This is a genomic window from Pseudomonas glycinis, from assembly GCF_054871425.1.
In genome coordinates, this window is record NZ_JBTYHF010000003.1 from 613,300 (window position 1) to 632,894 (window position 19,595).

Annotated in this window: 17 protein-coding genes; 3 read left to right on the top strand and 14 right to left on the bottom strand. The window is 62.3% G+C overall.

Annotated elements, in window-relative coordinates:
• Positions 1-109: 109 nt before the first annotated feature.
• Entirely contained in the window at positions 110-1,633 is a 1,524-nt protein-coding gene (locus tag ACYSTU_RS10355) for an FAD-dependent oxidoreductase (protein WP_498998045.1), read from the top strand.
• A gap of 99 nt (positions 1,634-1,732) precedes the next feature.
• On the opposite strand, the gene pgaD is transcribed toward ACYSTU_RS10355, so the two are convergent.
• From pgaD to ACYSTU_RS10410, 11 genes are all read right to left on the bottom strand, one after another.
• Positions 1,733-2,263, bottom strand: coding sequence for a poly-beta-1,6-N-acetyl-D-glucosamine biosynthesis protein PgaD (gene pgaD / locus ACYSTU_RS10360; protein ID WP_016772255.1), 531 nt, complete (start codon positions 2,261-2,263; stop codon positions 1,733-1,735).
• Positions 2,260-3,615, bottom strand: coding sequence for a poly-beta-1,6-N-acetyl-D-glucosamine synthase (gene pgaC, locus ACYSTU_RS10365; protein ID WP_056786973.1), 1,356 nt, complete (start codon positions 3,613-3,615; stop codon positions 2,260-2,262). The genes pgaD and pgaC overlap by 4 nt, the downstream gene beginning before the upstream one ends.
• 1 nt (position 3,616) lies before the next feature.
• Positions 3,617-5,614 (bottom strand): poly-beta-1,6-N-acetyl-D-glucosamine N-deacetylase PgaB, encoded by a 1,998-nt coding sequence (gene pgaB / locus ACYSTU_RS10370; protein WP_110644743.1) that lies wholly within the window; start codon positions 5,612-5,614, stop codon positions 3,617-3,619.
• A 12-nt stretch (positions 5,615-5,626) separates the two neighbouring features.
• The gene (gene pgaA, locus ACYSTU_RS10375) at positions 5,627-8,107 is read right to left on the bottom strand and encodes a poly-beta-1,6 N-acetyl-D-glucosamine export porin PgaA (RefSeq protein ID WP_498998061.1); all 2,481 of its coding nucleotides are present in this window, start codon (positions 8,105-8,107) and stop codon (positions 5,627-5,629) included.
• A 236-nt stretch (positions 8,108-8,343) separates the two neighbouring features.
• On the bottom strand, positions 8,344-9,849 hold the full coding sequence (locus tag ACYSTU_RS10380; protein ID WP_016772258.1) for a YdgA family protein: 1,506 nt from the start codon (positions 9,847-9,849) through the stop codon (positions 8,344-8,346).
• Positions 9,850-10,139: 290 nt separating this feature from the next.
• Positions 10,140-10,775, bottom strand: coding sequence for an NADH:ubiquinone oxidoreductase subunit N (locus tag ACYSTU_RS10385; protein ID WP_071174014.1), 636 nt, complete (start codon positions 10,773-10,775; stop codon positions 10,140-10,142).
• A gap of 93 nt (positions 10,776-10,868) precedes the next feature.
• A complete protein-coding gene (locus tag ACYSTU_RS10390) occupies positions 10,869-12,311 on the bottom strand; it encodes an efflux transporter outer membrane subunit (RefSeq protein ID WP_136494188.1) in 1,443 nt (480 codons plus the stop codon).
• Entirely contained in the window at positions 12,308-13,195 is an 888-nt protein-coding gene (locus ACYSTU_RS10395) for an efflux RND transporter periplasmic adaptor subunit (RefSeq protein WP_016772263.1), read from the bottom strand. Before ACYSTU_RS10395 ends, ACYSTU_RS10390 begins: the two co-directional genes overlap by 4 nt.
• Positions 13,192-13,401, bottom strand: a complete 210-nt coding sequence (locus tag ACYSTU_RS10400) for a DUF1656 domain-containing protein (RefSeq protein ID WP_016772264.1) — start codon at positions 13,399-13,401, stop codon at positions 13,192-13,194. Before ACYSTU_RS10400 ends, ACYSTU_RS10395 begins: the two co-directional genes overlap by 4 nt.
• Positions 13,398-15,461, bottom strand: a complete 2,064-nt coding sequence (locus tag ACYSTU_RS10405; protein ID WP_217879115.1) for an FUSC family protein — start codon at positions 15,459-15,461, stop codon at positions 13,398-13,400. Before ACYSTU_RS10405 ends, ACYSTU_RS10400 begins: the two co-directional genes overlap by 4 nt.
• Positions 15,458-15,886 carry a MarR family winged helix-turn-helix transcriptional regulator gene (locus ACYSTU_RS10410; RefSeq protein ID WP_016772266.1) on the bottom strand — a complete coding sequence of 143 codons (429 nt, stop codon included), beginning with the start codon at positions 15,884-15,886 and terminating at the stop codon, positions 15,458-15,460. The genes ACYSTU_RS10405 and ACYSTU_RS10410 overlap by 4 nt, the downstream gene beginning before the upstream one ends.
• Positions 15,887-16,081: 195 nt before the next feature.
• Between ACYSTU_RS10410 and ACYSTU_RS10415 the strand changes: the two genes are divergently transcribed.
• Together ACYSTU_RS10415 and ACYSTU_RS10420 are read left to right on the top strand one after the other, a co-directional pair.
• On the top strand, positions 16,082-16,360 hold the full coding sequence (locus ACYSTU_RS10415) for a hypothetical protein (protein ID WP_016772267.1): 279 nt from the start codon (positions 16,082-16,084) through the stop codon (positions 16,358-16,360).
• Entirely contained in the window at positions 16,357-16,638 is a 282-nt protein-coding gene (locus ACYSTU_RS10420) for a type II toxin-antitoxin system RelE/ParE family toxin (RefSeq protein WP_498998080.1), read from the top strand. Before ACYSTU_RS10415 ends, ACYSTU_RS10420 begins: the two co-directional genes overlap by 4 nt.
• Here the strand turns inward: ACYSTU_RS10420 and ACYSTU_RS10425 are convergent.
• The 3 genes from ACYSTU_RS10425 to ACYSTU_RS10435 all read right to left on the bottom strand — a co-directional run bounded on the left by ACYSTU_RS10425 (position 16,626) and on the right by ACYSTU_RS10435 (position 19,591).
• Positions 16,626-16,880 (bottom strand): DUF2789 domain-containing protein, encoded by a 255-nt coding sequence (locus ACYSTU_RS10425; protein WP_123444125.1) that lies wholly within the window; start codon positions 16,878-16,880, stop codon positions 16,626-16,628. The genes ACYSTU_RS10420 and ACYSTU_RS10425 overlap by 13 nt on opposite strands.
• 78 nt (positions 16,881-16,958) lie before the next feature.
• Positions 16,959-18,527, bottom strand: coding sequence for an efflux transporter outer membrane subunit (locus ACYSTU_RS10430; RefSeq protein WP_498998087.1), 1,569 nt, complete (start codon positions 18,525-18,527; stop codon positions 16,959-16,961).
• Complete coding sequence (locus ACYSTU_RS10435; RefSeq protein ID WP_498998090.1) at positions 18,524-19,591, bottom strand: HlyD family secretion protein; 1,068 nt, start codon at positions 19,589-19,591, stop codon at positions 18,524-18,526. Before ACYSTU_RS10435 ends, ACYSTU_RS10430 begins: the two co-directional genes overlap by 4 nt.
• Positions 19,592-19,595 lie beyond the last annotated feature (4 nt).

A 19,595-nucleotide genomic window follows, 5' to 3' on the forward strand; every position in this document is an offset into this window, starting at 1 on the left:
GTCGGCCCGCAAACTATAGCTGTACCGTTCGTGCCTTGGCAGTAGCAAATGGCTGAACCTCGCGCGGCGCCGCCAACTCACAAGAGAAATGCCTGCGAGGAAGCCGAAAATGTCCCTGCACCGTGTCGCCCGCTTCGCCGATGTCCCGCAAGACCGTGGCCTGCAAGTCGAAATCGGCGACTGCAAGATCGTCCTGCTGCGCGCCAACGGCGAGTTGCGGGCGTTTCAGGGCCTGTGTCCACACGCCGGAGCGCCGTTGGCCGAGGGGGCGTTGTGTCACGGCAGGTTGATCTGCCCCTGGCACAAAGCCGCGTACCGTGCCGAGGACGGCGGCCTGTGCGAGCCGCCATCACTGGACAGTCTCAAACGCTATCCGCTGGAGTTGCGCGGCGATGAAGTCTGGGTCGATGACCAGCCCCTGCCCGATCCGCACACCCCGCCCGCTGACGACCCAAGAACGTTCGTGGTGGTCGGCGCCGGGGCGGCGGGCACGGCTTGCGCGGCGGCGTTGCGGGAGAAGGGTTTCGGCGGGCGCATCGTGCTGGTCGATGGCGAACCGGATGCGGGCTACGACCGTACGGTGTTGAGCAAATTTGTTCTCGCTGGAGAGATGTCACCGAAAGAAGTGCCGCCGCTACGCGATGAGGCGTTCTATCAAGCGCAACGGATTGAGCGCGTGCAAGGCGAAGTAACTTCACTCGACGCCCCAGGCAAAACGCTGCATCTGAACAACGGCGGCATCCTGCGCTACGACGCCGCTGTACTCGCCACCGGTGGCGCGCCCAATCCGTTGAAGCTGCCTGGTGCCGAGTTGGCCAACGTCTTCGTCCTGCGTTCGAAAGCCCAGGCTGAACAGATCATCAACGCCGCTCAACCGGGCCAGCGCGCGGTGATCATCGGCGACAGTTTTATTGCTCTCGAATGCGCGTCAGCCCTGCGCGAGTTCGGCCTCGACGTCACCGTGCTGGCACGCCACGCAGTCCCGTTTGCCAAGCAATTCGGCGAGGCCGTGGGCAAGGCGATTCGCGGGTTGCACGAAGAGCACGGGGTGAAGTTCATCAGCGAACACGAGGCTACGCAGATCCTTGGCGAGGACAAGGTCGAGGGCGTGCTGCTCGACAACGGTCTGCGCTTGGCAGCGGATCTGGTTCTCGTCGGCGTCGGCGTTCACCCGGCCACCGAGCCTTTCGACTCATTGCCCAAGGAAGAAGACCAATCGTTGCGTGTCGATGACGGCATGCGCGTCAGCGATGGCCTGTGGGCCATCGGTGATATCGCCACGTTTCCGTTGAACGGCCAGCCAACCCGTATCGAGCATTGGCGCCTGGCCCAGCAACACGCGCGCATCGCTGCGGCCAACATGCTCGGTGGCGAGGAACATTATCTGGATGTGCCGTTTTTCTGGACCTACCACTTTGGCAAGAACTACGACTATCTCGGTCACGCGCAGGAATGGGACGAGGTCGAATTCAGCGGTGAGCCGGAACAGCCGCCGTTCATTGGCCTGTTTGCAAAAGACGGCATCGTCGTTGCGGCGGTGGCCTGCGACAAGCAACGCGCAATGGCGCTGCTGGCCGAGCGAATGAAGCAACCTCTGCAAATGAAAGAGGCCTGGACGCTGATCCAGGCCTGACAACGACCTGTAGGAGCTGCCGAAGGCTGCGATTTTTGACTTTGGAAAAAGATCAAAAGATCGCAGCCTTCGGCAGCTCCTACACAGGCCGTGTGGAGTTCAGGTCAGGCGTTTCACCGGCTCGCGACTGTCGTCTTCTTCGGCATGCAGAAAGATCACCCGTGGATGCTCCAAAGGTGCCAGCGGCGCCGGCAGTGCTTGCTGCTGAAGCGGCCACAAATGCGTTTCTACATGGCTGATGTCGCCGTCCTGATCGTTGTGAATGGTCATCACCCCCGGCGTGCGCAGTTTCTGGAAACGCTCGTCGCACAGCTTGAAACTCTTGCTCAGACCTTCATCGCCAATCACCGGTGACGGCAAACGGCGCTGGGCGAAGCTGCGGCTTTTGCGTTGCTGGTAACGCGCCCAGCCGATCAGGATCACCGCGTTGACCAGCGCCACCCACATATAAACCTGCAGAGTCCCCAAGGCATCGAACGCCGAATGATCGATGCGCGGGCCGCCGCTGGTTTCGATCAATGGCCATAACCCGCGTACCAGCAGGAACAGCAGGCCAACCCAGGCCAGGACGGTGAGGATCACGTCGATCACCACCAGAAAGGGCCGTTGGCGAGTCCGGATAATTTTCATTTGATGACTTCCTCCTGGTCGTCGCCCAGCGGTTTGATACCCCGATCAGGACTGACCCAGCGCGCGCGTTTTTTGTGTTGGCTGAACAACACCTTGGGGAAGCTGACCAGGGTGGTCAGCAGACTGACGAGCCAGAACACCAGCGGATACCAGACCACCCAGAACATGGTCTTGCCCAGACCCGGTTCATAGCGCCGATCGATGATGATGCTGACAGCGAACTGCACCAGGCAGACAAACGCCAGCAACAGACCGGTGAAGGCCGGCGGCATCAGGTGATCGACGGCGATCGCGTCGGGCATGACCATGAACTTGCCCATGCCCCAGAAAATCACCGACAGCAGGAAAGTGAACGCCCAACCGGTGGACAGGCAGTATTCGAACAGCAGCGGCCACAGGTAGCGATGGCGGTACTGCCAGATGCCGCGAATGTTCTTGAACAGCACTTCGGCGCCGCCCTGAGCCCAGCGCAGACGCTGCTTCCACAGGCCGCCGAGGGTTTCCGGCATGAGAATCCAGCACAGCGCACGCGGTTCGTAGAAGATGCTCCAGTGATCCAGTTGCAGCTTCCAGCTGATGTCGATGTCTTCGGTGATCATGTCCGGGCTCCAGTAGCCGACCCGGTTCAGCGCAGTACGACGGAACGCGACGATCACGCCGGAGACGGTGAAGATGCGCCCGAACACCCGTTGCGTACGTTTGATCAGCCCGATGATCGAGGAGAACTCGCCGACCTGCACCCGCCCGATCAAGGTCGAACGCGTGCGGATCCGCGGGTTGCCGGTCACTGCGCCAAGACGTGCGTTATCCAGCATCGGCGCGACCAGGTACGCCGCCGTGTTCGGCGCCAGCAAGGCGTCGCCATCGATGCACACCAGATACTCGCTGCGCGCAGCGATCGCGCCCATGCGCAGAGCCACAGCCTTGCCCTGGTTTTCCGCCAGATGCAGAACCCGCAGTCGCGGATCTTCCTTGGCCAGCGCATCGAGCACTTCGGCGGTGTTGTCCTTGGAGCCGTCGTTGATCGCGATGACTTCGATGTTCGGGTAGTGCTGGGCCAGCGCCGCGTAAATGGTATCGGCAGCGTTATCGCCTTCGTTGTAGCAAGGAATCAGGATCGAAATCAGCGGCTCGCCTTCCAGCGGCGGCGGCAGCGTGTCGTCCTGCCATGGCCAGTGGCGCTCCCAGTGCAGCCAGAAATACAGGCCGCCGGCGATCCACAACCCGGACATGAACAATGGGTAGAAGAACACGAACGACATCAGGAACTGGCCGGTCACGAGGAAGATCAGCCCCAGCGGAACGCCAAGGACAATCGCCAGAACAAGCAGGGCTAACAGTCTATCCAGCATGTTATGGATTCCATTTGTTGGAGAGTGCAGGCCTTACGGTTTTCAGGTCTGGCAGGTTGTCGAGGAAGTTGTCCGGGTAGTAACCGAAACTGGTTGCGCCCTGGCGCTTGAGCCGGCCCATCCAGTCCGCCAGATGCACGGCGTCGATATCGGCCTGATCCTTCTGGTTCCAGTCACGCGCCTGCAATTCGAACACGGTGCGGTTGAGCGCGCCGGGACGTTTCTTCACCGTGGCAACCAGTTCTTCCAGCCACGGGCCGGACTCGGCCAGCGTCTGTTTTTCCATCAATGGCATGGCCATCGGCGCCGTCCAGTCGTAGGTGGCGAGGAAGTCATCGAGGTTCTGCGCGAACCACGCTTCGCTTTCAGGATTGAGCATCGGCTCGGCGAAGATGTTGCGTGCGGTCAGCACTTGCGGGCCGCGAATCGCACGGACCTTGGCGGTCAGTTCGTTGGTGAAGTCGATCAGGTAGCGGCTCTTGAAACGCGTCCAGCGTTGCATCGCCGCCGGATCGTCGCGCAGCGCGGCAATCGAACCCGGCAGACCTTGAGCGGCATAGGCCTTCAAGGCATCCGGGCTGGCGTCTTCGAAATCCGAGAGCACCGCATCGTCGTGGTAGAGAATGCCGTCGACCGAGGTCAGCCGCGCCACGTCTTCATAGATTTCACCGATGATCTTGCGCACTTCGGGATTGAACGGTGACAGGCGTTTGTACTGCTTCGGGTCGACCGAGGTGATGGCGGTTTTCGGGTCCCAGCGGGTTACACGCGGCAGTTTCGAATCCAGTTCGAAACTCAGCACCGGCATCCATGCAAAGACTTTCACATGGGCACGGGTGCGCAACTGCCAGGCGACGCGGTCGAACAGGTCCGCGCGCATCGGCAAGTGACGGTTGGGGAAGTACAGCGAATGCACCAGACCATCGCCTTTGGGATCGGCGAAGGCTTGCAGGAACACCGTGCTGGCGCCCAGATCAGCCATGCGCTGCACCAGTTTGCCGAGGTTGATGTCCTGCTGGGCCGGGTCCGGGTCGTAGACGTTGTCGAGATCGACATGCACCACGCGCATCGGCGCTTCGGCCTGCACCGAGACGATGCTGTTGGCGAAATGCTCGCCGTCAGGATCGGACGCGACGAGAAAGCGCGGCCCGCTCATCAGGTTATCGAGGGTGTCGAGGCCGTCGTCCAGCGTCAGGGCCATTTCATAGCCCTCCTCGCCGACCACGGTCAGCGAGGTGCCGTCGGCGGTGCCGTACGGCCAGACCCAGACCCGTGGTTTGTAACCGGTGGCCTTGCGGATCTTCTCGGAAATGTTCTTCACGTCGGTACGAATGCGTGCCTGGAAATCGGCTTCGGATTCATAGCGTTTGGTGACCGGGTCATAACGCCGGGTCGCGGCGGCCGGCTGCAGGTTGCCCTGCGGGTTGCCAAGGATGCCTTTGTGGTTGGCATCGGTGTGAGCGGCGATCTCTACCAGACCGGACTTGGAAATTTCGCGGATCTGCTGCCAGGTCAGGAAGTTGTCACGGTTACGCGGCGTGCCGGCGAAATCCACCGGTTGATTGAGCGGCGTGTCGATCCAGGTGCCCACCGGCGCCAGCAAGGCTGGCCAGTTGTAGGCGCGCAGCACCGGCAGCACGCGGGTATAGAAGCTGGCATAACCGTCGTCGAAACTGAGCAGCACCGCTCTCGCCGGAAGCTCCGGGCCACCCTTGCGCGCGGCCATGATCTGGTCGACGGTCACTGGTTTGTAGCCGTTCTCGCGCAGCCAGGCGAGCTGCTCGATCATGCGCTCGGTGCGCACCGCCACCACGGCCTGATCGGGATCACGGTCTTCGACATCGTGGTAGGCAATGCCGAGCACATGGTTTTTTGGCCACGGTTGTTCACTGGCCGCGACCGGGCGCTCGGAGGGCGGCGCGAAGGCCGGGGCTTGCTGGGCGCAGGCGCTGATCAGCAGCGCTCCCAGCAGAAGGATGAAACGCGAGATAAAAGGCATCTTCAAACTCTTCTAGAAGCGGAAAGTGAGGTCGACGAGCAGACGCAGATCAGTTTCCCGATCACCGTCGTAAGGCCGGTTGATCACACTGAACATGCCGCCCACATCGAACACGTCGTTCCAGGCGTACCGTTGGCCGTAACCGAGCAATGCCATGCCGCCGGTGCCGTGGTCGCGCTGGCTGTAGGTGCCCGCGCCGGCCTGGAATTGCTGGCTCCAGGAAGTCTCGTAGCGGTGGTAGAGCACGTGGTTGACGTTGACCAGCGGCATCACACTGAAGTCCGACTTCGGATTGAAGTACGGCACGTCGTCGGATTTCGAGTTGTGGCTGGTGCCGACTTCCAGGCCGGCGTCGACCTGAATGTTCGGCGCGGTGTAGATGCCCTCGCGCCCGGTCACCAAGGCTTCGACGCGGTTGTTGCCATCGCTGAAGTGCGACGGGCTGACCGACACGCGCCACTCGCGGCTTTCGTTGGCGCGCCAGCGCAGGAACGCACTGCCGCCATTGGCCTTGATGTCGCTGTTGAGCGCGCGCAGCGGCGTTTCCGCCGAGAGGTATTCGAGGCTGCCGCCGTACTGCCAGTGATCGTTGATGTCGCGGGCTATCGCCAGGCGTGCGCCTTGTTTGTCACCGAAGCCGTAATCGTGATTCGACACCTCGGCTTCGAGGGTCATGTCACGGGTGCGCCGTTCCAGGCCGACACGCTGGAAACGATGGTGGCCAGTGCCTTCGGCGAAATCACCGGTGGCATAACCGGCGCCGGCAAACACCCGCCAGTCTTCGTTGATCGGTGGGCTGTAAAGGGTGCTCTGGATACCGAAATCTCGGCTGCCGCTGACCGCACCGGCATCGCCGCTGCCGCCACCGTTGGCCTTGCCGCCGTAGGCTTCGACGCGCAGTTCGGCCATGTCATGCACTTCCCGTTCGCGAGCCAGGCGCTGCACCTGGCGGTTGTCCGGATAGCGCGCGACCACGTCGTCGACCAGCGCATCGTTCTGCCGCCACTCCTGCAACTCCATCGCGGTGCGCGCCTGAGCGACTTCCAGGCCGGCATCGCGCGGGGCCATGCTCTCGGTTTCCTTGAGCTGGCTTTCCGCGCGGCGCGGCATCTGGCGGGCGAGGTAGAGATCGGCCTGGGCCAGACGCAAGCCAAGGTTGCCCGGCGCCTGATCGACCAGCGTCTGCAAACGCTCTTCGCCGTGCGGAAGATCGGAACCGTAGGTGCCGGCCTGGGCGGCGAGTTGCTGGGCGTCCATCCATTCGTCGTTGGGGTTGCCGACCGGCAAACCCTTGAGTTCGACGCGCGGACGCTGGGCTTTCGCTGCGTCCTCGGCGACCTTGCGAGCTTCGTCGGCGCGGTCGCTTTCCAGCAGGGCGTAGTACAGCGCAGTGGTGTCTTCGAGACGATCACCGACATCGGCGTCCGGCGCCGAAAGCACCTGGCGATACAGATCGGTGGCAATCTCAGGCTCGCGTTGATCCAGATAAGACGCCGCCACCCAACGCAGGGCGTAAGTCGGAATATCCACGCCCTCGGCTTGCAGCTTTTGATATTCGCTGATGACGTCGGCAGTGCGCGCGCGGGCCTTGAGCGCGCCCATGCGGTCGATGCGCCAGCGCGTCACGTCATCGTGGGCAGTGGCGTCGGGCGTCCAGGTTGCGAGCAATTTGTCGTAATCGGCCAGCGCGCGGTCGGCAATGACATAGCGTTCCTTTTCGCTGCGGGTGGCCAGTTCGGCAAGGCGCACGCGTTCGGCGGCGAGATCGCCTTCGAGCCGGCGCAAGGTCACCGGATCAATCAGGCCGGGACGTTGACTGGCCAGACGCAGCGCCGGTTCAGGCAGACGGGCCTTTTGCAGCGCGACCACGTACTCGCGGGCGACTTCCGGTTTGTTGCCGGCGCGGATGAAGGCTTGATCGAATTCAAACAGCGCATCGTATTGTTTGCCGGCGCGGCCGAGGGCATAGCCCAAGGCCAGGCGGCGTGACGGATCGTCGGGTTTGGCGGCGACCAGCGCCTGCGCGCGGGTGACGGCCTGATCGGGCTTGCCGGCATCGGCCTGAGTCAGCGCGAGGCCCAGTTGCAGGTCGGCGTTGTCCGGCTCCAGCGCCAGCGCTTTGTTGTAGACCTGGGTGGCCTGATCCCAGCGCTTGAGGTTGCGATAGGCACGCGCGGCGGCGGTCAGTGCCTGCACCGGCAGGACGCGGTCGCGACCCTGGGTTTCATAGACCTTGACCACTTCGGCATCGAGCCCGGCCCAACTGGCGATTTGCAGGTGATCGCTGACCTGGCCGTCGCTGGCCTGGCCCGGCGGCACCTGACGCAAAACCGTCAGCGCAGGCGTGTAGTGCCCGGCGCGGGCATCGCGCACCATCTCGTCGTAGGGTGTGTCGGCCAACGCCAGCACTGGCCAGAGCAACTGGCTGCACAGGGCGAATCGGAACAAAGGGCGCAAACCACGATGTAATACAGGGCCATCAATACGCGGCATTTGTCAGCATCCTTACATGGCCAGCCGGGTCGCAATGCCCTCCTTGCCCATTCGTAACGGTGGCCGACGATGACAGCCCTCGGCCAAGCTTGGTGAGGCAGTCTGCACGCAAGCGTAGTCGAATTTTCACAACGCAATAATTGTTCAGAATCGGCCTGTCTGTACAAAACCCGTACAGCAAAACGCCCGGCGCCTGTTTACACAGGGGCCGGGCGTCTGGAGGGCGCGCGGTGGGCTTATTGCTCTTGGGTGACGCCGGCAAACTTGCTCATGAGGAAGCCGATGAACTGCTCGACGGTCATCTTCTGGCCGTTGAATTCGACCTGATTGGCCGCGTAATGCAGTTTGGTCACCACGTTGGTGCCGTCGGCGACAGCCAATTGCGAGCCGACCGCCATGCCGGCGAACATGTCCGCCGCTTCCTTGGACTGATCGACGATGGCTTTGGCGTCAGTCTGGCCATCGAGTTGCGCCTGCACGCTGAGCAAATCGACGAGCATCGGCTTGGACACCTGAATGTTCAGGTCGAGCAGCGCGATCAGTTGCTTGCCGAGTTGATCCGGCGGCAGGTCCATCGATTGCGGCTTGGTCAGGTCGATCACCAGATTGGCGCGGCTTTCACCGTTGGCGGTGTTGAACGACAGATTCTCCAGCGCCAGTTGCGGGCCGGCCGCCAGCAACTTCTGCAGATCGGCTTTGACCTGGGCGTTTTCCGCTTCGGTCAGATTCAGCTCCGGTGCCGGCAACCCCTGCGCAGCGGCCTCGGCGGCAGCTTTTTCGTACGGCTGCAATTTGGTCTGGTATATCTGCATCAGCGACATGGTCGACGGAATGTCGAGGTTCTTCAGGCTCATGGCCATGGCCGCCGAACCGACTTTCTTGTCGTTGAGCGTCACTTCGCCGATTTTGTAGTCGGCACGCCCCGAGGCGTTGCTGCCGCTTTCTTCGGTGCGGTTCTTCATTTCGAAGTTCTTCACGCCCAGCACCATCGGCTTGGCGCCGAAGGTGGTTTTGCTGCTGGTCACTTCCAGGGTGTTTTCCCCGGTGTAGTAGCCGTAGCTGCTCTTGGCGAGGTTGCTGGCCAGGGTCAGGCCGTTGAGCTCGACCTGCACCGGCGCCTGGTCTTCCGACACGGTGACCAGTTTCAGGTTATCCATGTAGCCGTCGGCCTTGACCTTCTGCGCCTGGGCGCTGGCGGCGATGTCCATGCTCAGACCGGAAAACTTCAGGCTCGACTGCTCATCCAGCGCAGTTTCGAACGGCACCAGATTCAGAGTGCTGGTGGTCGATTCGTCGTAACCGATGTTGGTCACGCCCTTGAGCGGCGCGGCGCCGTTGGTGGCGGCGAACCATTTTTCCGTGGACGGGCTCTTTTCCAGCTCATAGTTGCTGGTGGCCATGACCGGCAGCCACTTCAGCGAAACCAGACGCGAGAACGGCAGCGGGCCGTGTTCGATGTGGTCGACGAACAGCAGCTCGACCGGCGCATCGCCGAACATCTCGCCCTCGCCCTTGAGGCGATAGTGCGCGGTGCTGGTGAAGGTGTGGCGTTCCAGCGACACCAGTTCCAGCGACGCGGTGCCGTTGGAGCCGGCCATGGCGGTCTGCAACTCTTTGTTGGCGTTGGTCACGGCGTTGTTCAGTACGCCTTCGATCTTGGTCCCGGTGTACCAGGCCCCGCCTGCGCTGATCGCGCCAATGGCAACAACAATTCCGAGAAGCACGCCTGCTGATTTATTCATGAATGACCTGATCGGTTTCCGTGGCTGTGGATGAAGTCGTCTTCCTTGAACCCGGGATCGGGTCACGGCTCGACTGTGCGCAATTAAGCGGTGGAGATTAGCACCGGGCGCGGAAGACGGCCCAATGTTTAAAGGTTAAAGAGTGTCTAAGGGGGGAATGGACAGTCGGCAGGAGCGAAGAGTTTCGGTGTTTTTGCGGGCTCTTCGCGAGCAGGCTCGCTCCCACCAGGACAGTGCCGTACCTGTGGGAGCGAGCCTGCTCGCGAACAGGTCGGTGGATTCACAGCAAATCAGGAATACTGAACCTCGATTTCATCCAGCTGATGATCAAAGCTCTTCAGCCGCGCGGTCCAGGTATACACCAGCACTTCAAAGTCGCGATCGATCACCGCTCCGCCGGTGGTATCCGCCCGCACATCGCAGAAATCCAGCTGATAGCGTTCGCGGGCCATGGCCGTGGCGACGTCGGACAGCTCGCGGGCGTTGTTCAGCCAGTGCCAGCCGTCATCGGCGATCTGCTTGTCGAGTTCCAGGCATTGCTTCTTCAGGGCTTCGAGGCTTTTTTCCAGCGGCGTGCCGGTGAGCTCGCCCATGACTTCGGCGAAGGTTCGCCCGGGCTGCCAGTAACTGCCCCAGAAGTAGCGGTCGAACACCGTTTCGACCCGGCGCAGGGCGACTTTGGTGTCCCAGATCAGCACGAGCATCCGGCCCCGTTCGAGCTGGCGCTTCTTGACCCGTTGCAGCTGAATCGAGGTCCACGCGACGACGACGATCGCCATCACCGCGATCAGCGCAACGGCGCTGTCGAGAAAGATCATCGCCGTGTCGATCTGGTGGGCCAGCATGATCCCGTAGAAATACGTGGCCGAGAGCAGCACCAGTGCGACCAGAGCGCACCAGAAGCCGAGAGCGTAAGGGTTTTTCATTATTGGTTTCCCCTGGGCCAGCACGAGCAATGTGCATTGCAGGAGCGCTTGGCATGGGGCGCCCCTCCAACACTTCAAAGCATAGCAACGGCCTCAGGGTTTGCTGGCGCTCGAGGTGTTCGTTCGTCCGCTTTCCCAGCCACCGCCCAGGGCGAGGAACAAATCGATCTGGCTCATCGCGACCTGGGTGTTGGCGGCGGCCAGTTGCGCGGTGACATCGGTGTAGGTGCGGGTTGCTTGCAGGTCGGCAAGGAACGACTCGCGGCCGGCCTGGAAGAAGCGGTGCGTCTGCTCGGCGGCGAGCTTGGCCGACTGCTCGGCTTCGGCCAGCGCATCGCGGCGTTGCAGCAGCGCGCTGTACTGGGCCAGACCGGTCTGCGTTTCGCGGATGGCGTTGAGCACCACGCCGTCGAAATGCGCCAGCGCGCCTTGAGTGTTGGCCTCGGCTTCACGAATGCGCGCACGGGCGCCGTTGGTCGGTACTTTCCAGCTCAGCGACGGGCCAAAGCCCCAGCGGTTGGTCGACGGATCGCCGAGGTCATCAATGATGCCGACGGTGCCGATGGTCGCGCCGATGCTGATGTCCGGGTACAGCTCGCCGGTGGCAATGCCGATGCCGGCGGTTGCCGCCGCGAGGCGCCGTTCAGCCTGACGAATGTCGGGACGGCGCTTGAGCAGCGCAGCGCCGTCACCGACCGGCACCAGTTGCGCGATCTTCGGCAACTCGGCGCAACTGGCGGTACCTGCCGGCAACTGTTCGACCGGTTTGGCCAGCAGCATCGACAGACGGAACAGCCCGGCCTGACGCGCTGCTTCATAGCGCGGCAAGTCGGCGCGCAGGGATTTGAATTGGGTCTGCGAACGGGTGACCTGAGTCTCGTCGCCCCGCCCGGCATCGCGCAGGCGCTGGATCAGCGTGGTGCTCTGCGATTGCAGATCGAGAGAGTGCTCGGCGATTTCCCGCTCTTCGTTGGCTGCGCAGACTTGGGTGTAAGCACGAACCACGTCCGCCACCAAGGTGATACGCGCAGTGTCGGCGGCGGCCTGAGTCGCATCGGCATTGGCTTTGGCCGCTTCGATGCCGCGTTGCAAGGTGCCCCACAGGTCGAACTGGTACGAAGCGCTGATGCCAATATCGGCAATGTTGGCCACCGGGACTTTCTCCGGCAGCAGGAACGCCTGACCGGATTCCTGCAAACGTTGCGCGCCCATTTTCACCCCGCCGCTCCAGCCACCAGCGGCCTCGGCTTCATCCACCTGAGCACGTGCCCGCGACAGGTTCGCCGCCGCTACACGCAAATCGGTGTTGGACGCCATGGCCTGCTGCACCAGTTGATCGAGGCGCGGGTCTTTATACAGCCGCCACCAGTCCGCCGGCACCGGCGCCGAGATTACCGGTTTGCCGGCGACTGCCAGCTCACCCTGAATATCCTTGCGCTGCACCGCCGCGTCAGTGGGCACCTGATAATCCGGGCCGATCATCTGACAGGCCGAGAGCATCACGCCCAACCCGGCGATCAACCAGGCCCTGCTCATGGCTGCGGCTCCTCATGCTGATCGTCGATGATCGACACAGTGGCGGTACGCCCGGCGATCATGCGGAAGTCGGCCGGCACCTCATCAAAAGCGATGCGCACCGGAATCCGCTGCGCCAGGCGAACCCAACTGAACGCCGGGTTGACGTTGGGCAGCAGGTTGCTGCCGCTGGTGCGGTCGCGGTCTTCGATACCGGCGACGATACTTTCGACATGTCCGCGCAACCGCGCGCGGTCACCGATCACGCGGATATCCACCGATTGCCCGACGTGGATGCCGTCGAGTTTGGTTTCTTCAAAATAGCCGTCGATGTGGAAGGAGTTGCTGTCGACCACCGACAACACCGGGCGCCCGGCGGTGACGAATTCCTGCGGACGCGGCGCGCGGTCGTTGACGTAACCGTCGACCGGGCTGCGGATCACCGAGCGATCGAGGTTGAGCTGCGCACTGTCGACCGCCACCAAGGCTTCGGCCAATGCCGACTGTGCACGGGCGACGCGCGACTGGCTTTCTTCCAGCTGTTCGGCCGGCACCAGATTGCCGAGGCCACGGTTACGCTTGGCTTCACGCTGGGCCTGGGCGAGGGTTTCTTCGCGATCGGCAACGGCGGCCTTGGCCTGGCGCAGGGCCAGTTTGAAGCGATCCTGGTCGATGCTGAACAGCACCTGGCCACGCTTGATCAACTGGTTGTCCTTTACCTCGACCTGCTGGATCAACCCGGACACGTCCGGGGCGATCTGGATGATGTCGGCGCGAATGTGGCCGTCGCGCGTCCACGGCGCGAACATGTAATACATCACCATGCGCCAGACGAGGACAACGGCAAAAGTCACGATCAGCAGGGTCAGGACCACGCGACCGATGGTCAGAAACGGTTTTTTCATGTCATCAGGTATCGACTGAGTGAGTCCACGCCGTACAGCAGCACGGCGTAGAGCGCCACGTTGAACAATGCCCGGTGCCAGACCAGACGGTAAAAGTGCAGGCGTTGCAGCACGCCATGCACCAACAAAAACAGCACGTAAGTAATGCCCATCAGCACCAGCAGGGTCGGCAGGAAAATGCCGCTGATATCCAGATCACCGATCATAGGGGCGCTCCATCGGGCAGCGGTTCTTCGGGCTCGGCGCTGGAGACGAACTCGACGCCGGGCAGCAAGGCCAGACGCAGACCGCTCAAGGCGTGCAAAAGGTGTCGACGGGTTTCATCGTCGCCCTGGCCGTTCAGCGCTCGGCGGGTACGATCGAGTGTCATCAGCAGACCGCTCGGTGCCGGCAGGCGTTCGTCGGCTTTGAGGCACGCGCGGAAATACTCGCCGACCTCGCTCACCACTTGTCGCAGCAGGGCGTTTGGCACGCCAGTGACGCGCGGGGTGTAGGCAAGCAGATCGAGCATATTCAGACCGACACGCACTTCGCGCATGGCGATGCCGGTGTCCTGACCGGTCAGGGCCAGACGCGGCAGGTGCTGCATCAGCCGATCGAGCAACTGCACGCCCAAATGTCGATGCTCGGCGAGACTGGCCGGCTCGGTCATGCTGACGATGTCTTTCCAGCTGAACCGGGTCAGACGCTTGGCCGCCAGCTCGGCGCCGAACGGTCGCGCCACCAGCGTCCAGATGAAAGCGAACAACAGCCCCAGCGGCCCGGCGAGGTTGGAGTTAGCAAAGGCGAAAAAGTCCGCGTCGTAAGCACCCTGAATACTGATGAACGACGAGGTATTGACCAGCGTCAGCAGCATGCCGAGGTAGAATCGCGGCTGCACGGTCAGCGTGCCGACGCAAATGAACGGCACGGCAAACGCCAGCACCAGCATCGGGAAATCGTGCAGGTTGGGCAGAATCAGAAACAGGTAAAGGCTGGCGAACAGCACCGACATCCCGGTCCAGAAAAAGAACCGGTAAATCTGCGGCGCCGGGTCGTCCATCGAGGCAAAGAAGCTGCACGCCACCGCTGCCAGGATCACCGCGCTGCCGCCGTCCGGCCAGCCGAGCAGGATCCACAGCACCGAAGCAACAATGATCGCCAGAATGGTCGAGGTCACCGAGTAAAGCATCAGCCCGCGATCGATGAACGGCGTCAACCGGCCCAGGCGCCAGTGCCGGTACACCGCGCGCCAGCTGTCCTGGCGCTCGCACAGAATCGCATCCTGCAGGCTGCGGCAGTCCTGCCACAGATCGATGAATTCACCGAGGCGGTAGATGGCGTTGGAGAACAGCAACTGCTTGCGCTCCTCCAGCGCTTCGGCGCTCGGTTGCAACGCGTCAAGTTGATCTCTGAGTGCTTGCCAGCGCTCGAGATTGGCGTCCGCGTGGCCCAGCCATTCCCGGGTCGCGGTCAGCAACGGCTGGAATTTCTCCACCAGTTCCGGGGTGCGACGTTCGAGGGCGTAAAGCGAATCCTCGAGGGCATCGATCACCGGCAACAGGTGAATCATCCGCCCGCGCAGTTCCTTGGTGTTGCGCACGGTTTGTGGCCGCGCGCCTTCGTGGGGCAACTGGCCGATCATCAACTCGAGGCTGTTGAAATTGGCGACCATGGCCATGCGCAGCGCGGTGACTTCTTCCGGCTGCACATCGCGGCTGAGAAACTTCAGGCTGTAGCTCGTCGCATCGGCGAACCACTTGCTCACGGCATCGTTGAACACCGGCGCCAGCCGACGCGGCCAGAACATCGCACCGACCACCGCAGCGACGGCGATGCCAAGGAAAATCTCTTCGGTACGAGCCTCGGCCACATCCCACACCGCCAGCGGATTATCGACCACCGGCAGGGCAATCAGCGGCAAGGTGTAACCGGCCAGCATCAGCGCATAGCTGTTGGCGGTGCGCAGATGCAGGGACATGAACAGCAGAATGCCGGTCCACAACGCGATCACCACCACCAGCACATAGGGGCTCTGTACGAACATCGGCACGAACAGCACCGCCGCCGCCGCGCCCAGGAAAGTGCCCGCCGCGCGGTACAGCGCTTTTGAACTGGTCGGGCCGAGAAACGGGCTGGAGACAATGTACACCGTGGCCATCGCCCAATACGGACGCGGCATTTGCATGAGCAAGGCGATGTACAGCGCAATCATCGACGCTGCAAAAGTACGGACCCCGTAAAACCAGTCACGGGCCGGCGGCATGCCAGTGAAAAAACCGTTCAAGAGTTGACCACCACAGGCGAACTCGCCGCCTCAAAAGCCCTCAGTACCCGAAGCGTAGCTTCCAGATCGCTGCGTTCGATGCCTTCCAGCACTTCGTGGCGCAAGCGCACCAGCTCGGCCTCCACCGCTTGCACCAGCTCGCGGCCGGTATCGGTCAGGCTCAGGCACTTGGCCCGGCGATCCTGCGCATCTTCGGTGCGACAGACGTAACCGGCGTGGCACAGCTGATCGAGCAAGCGCACCAGCGAAGGACTCTCCATCCCCGCAGCCTGGGCGACTTGTACCTGACGCACGCCCTCGCCCAAGCGGCCGATCATCAACAAGGGCACGGCGCAGGCTTCGGAAATTCCATAGTTGACCAGCGTGGTCTGGCAGATCTTCCGCCAATGCCGGGCGGCCACCACCATGGCGCTGCTGATGTTCATCTGGAGACTGTCGAGGGAATCGGACACGGGATAACGGACACTGTTAGTTTGCTAACTATCAATATCGCATTGGAGGGGAATTTCAGTCAAGTTTTGAAACAAATCTCTCCGTTAGTCGCCCTACCTGACTCAAAGCTATCTCCTTCGATACTGACAAGGTATATACGTTGTCATCACCAAATTCAGGAGCCCAACATGTCAAAACAAGCCGTTTTCACAATGAAACTGGAGCCGGAGCTGCGGGAGGAGTTCATGGCGGAAGCCGAAGCGGCACACCGGCCGGCGTCGCAAATCATGCGAGACATGATGCGTCAGTATGTTCAAACCCAGCGAGAGGCCCGCGAATATGAAGCGTTCCTGCAACGCAAGGTTGAAATCGCTCGGGAATCCGTACGTGCCGGAGACGGATTGAACAACGAAGACGTAGAAGCAGCGTTCGCGGCAAAGCGCAGGCAGGCAGAAGATCACCTATGAAAATCATATGGACGCCAGCCGCCGCACAGGATCGTGCAGACATTTGGGACTACTTGCAGGCCGCCAACCCAAGAGCGGCCATCGAAATGGATCTGCGCTTCAGCGAAGCGGTTCATCGCCTTTGCGACAATCCGTTGATTGGCCGTGCCGGCATTATTGCCGGTACGCGTGAGGTGATTCCGCATCCCAGTTACCGTCTTGTCTATCAAACGGAGAGAGATGCCGTCTGGATCATGGCGCTGGTGCATACGGCACGGACTTGGCCTCAGCCGAAGTAATCAGCCCGCCCCTTACGCAACATCACATTCAACTGATCCACCACTTCCGCCCAATCCGCATCATCCAGAATCTCCTCGCGCAGAAACTGCGCCTGACCTGCCGTCCAGAAAAACGCGTCAGCCAGATGCAAATCCGGCTTGAGCGGCGAATGGCTGGCGATGAATTTGTCGATGCCGGTCGGATCGTCATCGAGGCCGAGTTGTTTGAACAGGGCCGGTAGACTGTGCTGCGGATTTTCCATGATGCAACTCCTCTGCAATTCAGGTCCGGCGTTGCGCCGTTCGCTGCAGTGGAGTTGATCATAGCTGTCGCGGCGGGTTCAGGGTCTCGCGACGTCAAGTGAGCCTGCGGCCAGTTGCGCTGCCGGATAGACCGACTGCCATCCGCCGCCCAGCGCCTTGTACAAACCGATCATCGCCAGGGAAACGCCGGTGGAGCTTTCTACCCATTGCTCCTGCGTGGCGAGCAAGGCGCTCTGCACGGTGAGGACGTTGACGAAATCGACCACGCCTTCGACGTATTGCTGTTGCGCAGTACGCAGGGCGATCTGGTTCTGATGCACGGCTTCGGCGAGGCTGTCGCGACGGCGCTGGCTGGCGTTGTAGGCGGTCAGTTGATCGTCGATTTCATGCCAGGCGCGCAGCACGGTTTGCTGGTAGGCGATGGCCGCTTCCTGCTGTTGGGCTTCACGCAATTGCAGCATGCCGCGCAGGCGTCCGCCGTCGAACAACGGCAAGCTTAATTGCGGGCCGATGGCAAAGGCACGCGAGCCCCATGAACCGAAATCGCTCAGTTGCATGGCCTGTGAACCGAGGTTGCCGGACAGGGTAATGCGCGGATAGAAATCGCCCTTGGCCACGCCGATGTTGGCGGTGGCCGCATGCAGACGCGCTTCGGCCTGGCGGATATCCGGGCGGCGTTCGGCCAATTGCGACGGCAGGCCGATGGCGACTTGCAGTGGCGACTGCGGCACTGCCGCGTCTGTGGATAACGCTTGAGCGAGGGCCTGCGGCGGTTCGCCCATCAGCAGACTGATCGCGTTGATCAGTTGCGCCTGACGCTGCTCGAGCGCCGGCAGCCGTGCCTCGATGGCGGCGACTTGCGCGGCGGCTTCGGCGACGTCGAGATCGGTGGCCACGCCATCGGCCAGCCGCAGCTGCGAGAGTTTCAGGCTGTGGCGGGCGACGTCGAGGTTCTGCTCGGTGACGGCGCGGGTGCTCTGCACGCCGCGCAGCTGAATGAAGTTTTGCGCGGTGTCGGCGAGCACGGTCAGCAGTACGTCACGACGGTCGTTTTCTGCCACTTCGAGATTGGCATCAGCGGCTTCGGTTTCACGGCTCACGCGGCCCCAGAAGTCCAGTTCCCATGACGCCGAGAAGCCGGCATCCCACAGGTTGAAGGCCTCGTCGCCGTTATTTCCCGATGGATCGTTCAAGCCTTTGCCACTGTTGCGTTTGCGCCCGTAGCTGCCGGTGGCGGTGCTGTTCGGATAACGCTCGGCGGTGATCACCTGACGCGCGGCGCGGCTTTGTTGCAGGCGGCTGCTGGCCAGCTGCAGGTCGAGGTTGTTGTTCAGCGCGCGTTGGGTGAGCGCGGAAAGTTGCGTGTCCTGAAAGGTTTCCCACCAGCGTTCGTTCAGGGGTTCGCTGACGGCCTGGCTCGGGGCGGATTGGCTCGGTTTGGCCCAGTCGGCAGGCTGAGGGGCTTCGGGTTTCTGGAAGTCTGGGCCGACAGTGCAGGCGGTGAGACTCATTGTGAGCAAGGCACTGAAGGTTAGCTGCTGCCACTGGCTTTTTCGCGAGCAGGCTCGCTCCCACAGGGGGAACGCATTAAAAAATGTGGGAGCGAGCCTGCTCGCGAAGGCGACAGCCAATTCAACACCGATCATCGCTGCGTCACCTCGCGCCCGGACGCCGTTGAGCTGGCGGTATCAATACTCGCCTCGACCGACATCCCCACCCGCAAGCGCTCAGCCAGTGGCTGGCCCGGTTCCAGCACGATCTTCACCGGAATCCGCTGCACAACCTTGGTGAAATTACCGGTGGCGTTATCCGGTTTCACCGCCGCAAAGGTCACGCCAGTTGCCGGCGCAATACTCTCGACGCGGCCGGTCAGGGCTTCGCCACCGAGACTATCCACTCGGACTTGCACATCCTGCCCGGGCTGCACGTCGGTCAACTGGGTTTCCTGAAAATTGGCCACCACATAGGCCTGCTGCAACGGCACCACCGCCAACAGCTTGCTGCCCGGCGTGACGTAGGCGCCGACGCGCACCGCACGCTCGCCGATCATGCCGTCCTGCGGCGCGGTGATGCGCGTATAGGACAAGTTGAAACTGGCAATCTCCAGCGCAGCCTGCGCGTGTTTCAGATTGCCGTCGGCGGCGTTGCGCTGGGCGGTGAGAATCTCGACCTGCTTGCGTTCGGCCGCCAGCTTCGCGGTCGCGGTGTCGAGGCGCGCCGAGGCCTGATCAATGCGCGTGCGCGCCTGCTGCGCGTTCTGCACGGTGCCAGCGCCGACACCGGCGAGATGGTTGTAGCGGTTCAGTTCCTGCTGCGCAAAAGCCATTTCCGCTTTGGCCGAGACCACGGTGGCCTGCGCCTGCGCGATCAGCGAAGCCTGCCGCTCGAGAGTCGCGTTGGCGTTCTGCAACTGCGCCCGCGCGACCAGGGTTTGCGCATCCGCCGCTTCCGCCGCTGCGCGTAGATCACGGTCATCGATCAGCGCCAGCAACTGCCCGGCCTTGACCTGTTGGTTGTCTTCGACCAGCACCTGCTTGATGAACCCGGCCACGCGCGGCACCACCAGCGTGTAGTCGGCGGAGACGAAGGCGTCGTTGGTGGTTTGCTCGGTGCGTTGGCCGAACAGCCCGGGCATTGCCAGATATACCAGCACGCCCACCGCCAGCGCGGCAGCCACGGCCACCGCGAGTTTTTGCTTGGATTGAGTCATAAAA

Excerpts from the sequence above, each read along its gene's own strand:
- ACYSTU_RS10355 (WP_498998045.1), top strand. The coding sequence starts at position 110 with ATGTCCCTGCACCGTGTCGCCCGCTTCGCCGATGTCCCGCAAGACCGT.
- pgaD (WP_016772255.1), bottom strand. The coding sequence starts at position 2,263 with ATGAAAATTATCCGGACTCGCCAACGGCCCTTTCTGGTGGTGATCGAC.
- pgaC (WP_056786973.1), bottom strand. The coding sequence starts at position 3,615 with ATGCTGGATAGACTGTTAGCCCTGCTTGTTCTGGCGATTGTCCTTGGC.
- pgaB (WP_110644743.1), bottom strand. The coding sequence starts at position 5,614 with ATGCCTTTTATCTCGCGTTTCATCCTTCTGCTGGGAGCGCTGCTGATC.
- pgaA (WP_498998061.1), bottom strand. The coding sequence starts at position 8,107 with ATGCCGCGTATTGATGGCCCTGTATTACATCGTGGTTTGCGCCCTTTG.
- ACYSTU_RS10380 (WP_016772258.1), bottom strand. The coding sequence starts at position 9,849 with ATGAATAAATCAGCAGGCGTGCTTCTCGGAATTGTTGTTGCCATTGGC.
- ACYSTU_RS10385 (WP_071174014.1), bottom strand. The coding sequence starts at position 10,775 with ATGAAAAACCCTTACGCTCTCGGCTTCTGGTGCGCTCTGGTCGCACTG.
- ACYSTU_RS10390 (WP_136494188.1), bottom strand. The coding sequence starts at position 12,311 with ATGAGCAGGGCCTGGTTGATCGCCGGGTTGGGCGTGATGCTCTCGGCC.
- ACYSTU_RS10395 (WP_016772263.1), bottom strand. The coding sequence starts at position 13,195 with ATGAAAAAACCGTTTCTGACCATCGGTCGCGTGGTCCTGACCCTGCTG.
- ACYSTU_RS10400 (WP_016772264.1), bottom strand. The coding sequence starts at position 13,401 with ATGATCGGTGATCTGGATATCAGCGGCATTTTCCTGCCGACCCTGCTG.
- ACYSTU_RS10410 (WP_016772266.1), bottom strand. The coding sequence starts at position 15,886 with ATGAACATCAGCAGCGCCATGGTGGTGGCCGCCCGGCATTGGCGGAAG.
- ACYSTU_RS10415 (WP_016772267.1), top strand. The coding sequence starts at position 16,082 with ATGTCAAAACAAGCCGTTTTCACAATGAAACTGGAGCCGGAGCTGCGG.
- ACYSTU_RS10420 (WP_498998080.1), top strand. The coding sequence starts at position 16,357 with ATGAAAATCATATGGACGCCAGCCGCCGCACAGGATCGTGCAGACATT.
- ACYSTU_RS10425 (WP_123444125.1), bottom strand. The coding sequence starts at position 16,880 with ATGGAAAATCCGCAGCACAGTCTACCGGCCCTGTTCAAACAACTCGGC.
- ACYSTU_RS10430 (WP_498998087.1), bottom strand. The coding sequence starts at position 18,527 with ATGATCGGTGTTGAATTGGCTGTCGCCTTCGCGAGCAGGCTCGCTCCC.
- ACYSTU_RS10435 (WP_498998090.1), bottom strand. The coding sequence starts at position 19,591 with ATGACTCAATCCAAGCAAAAACTCGCGGTGGCCGTGGCTGCCGCGCTG.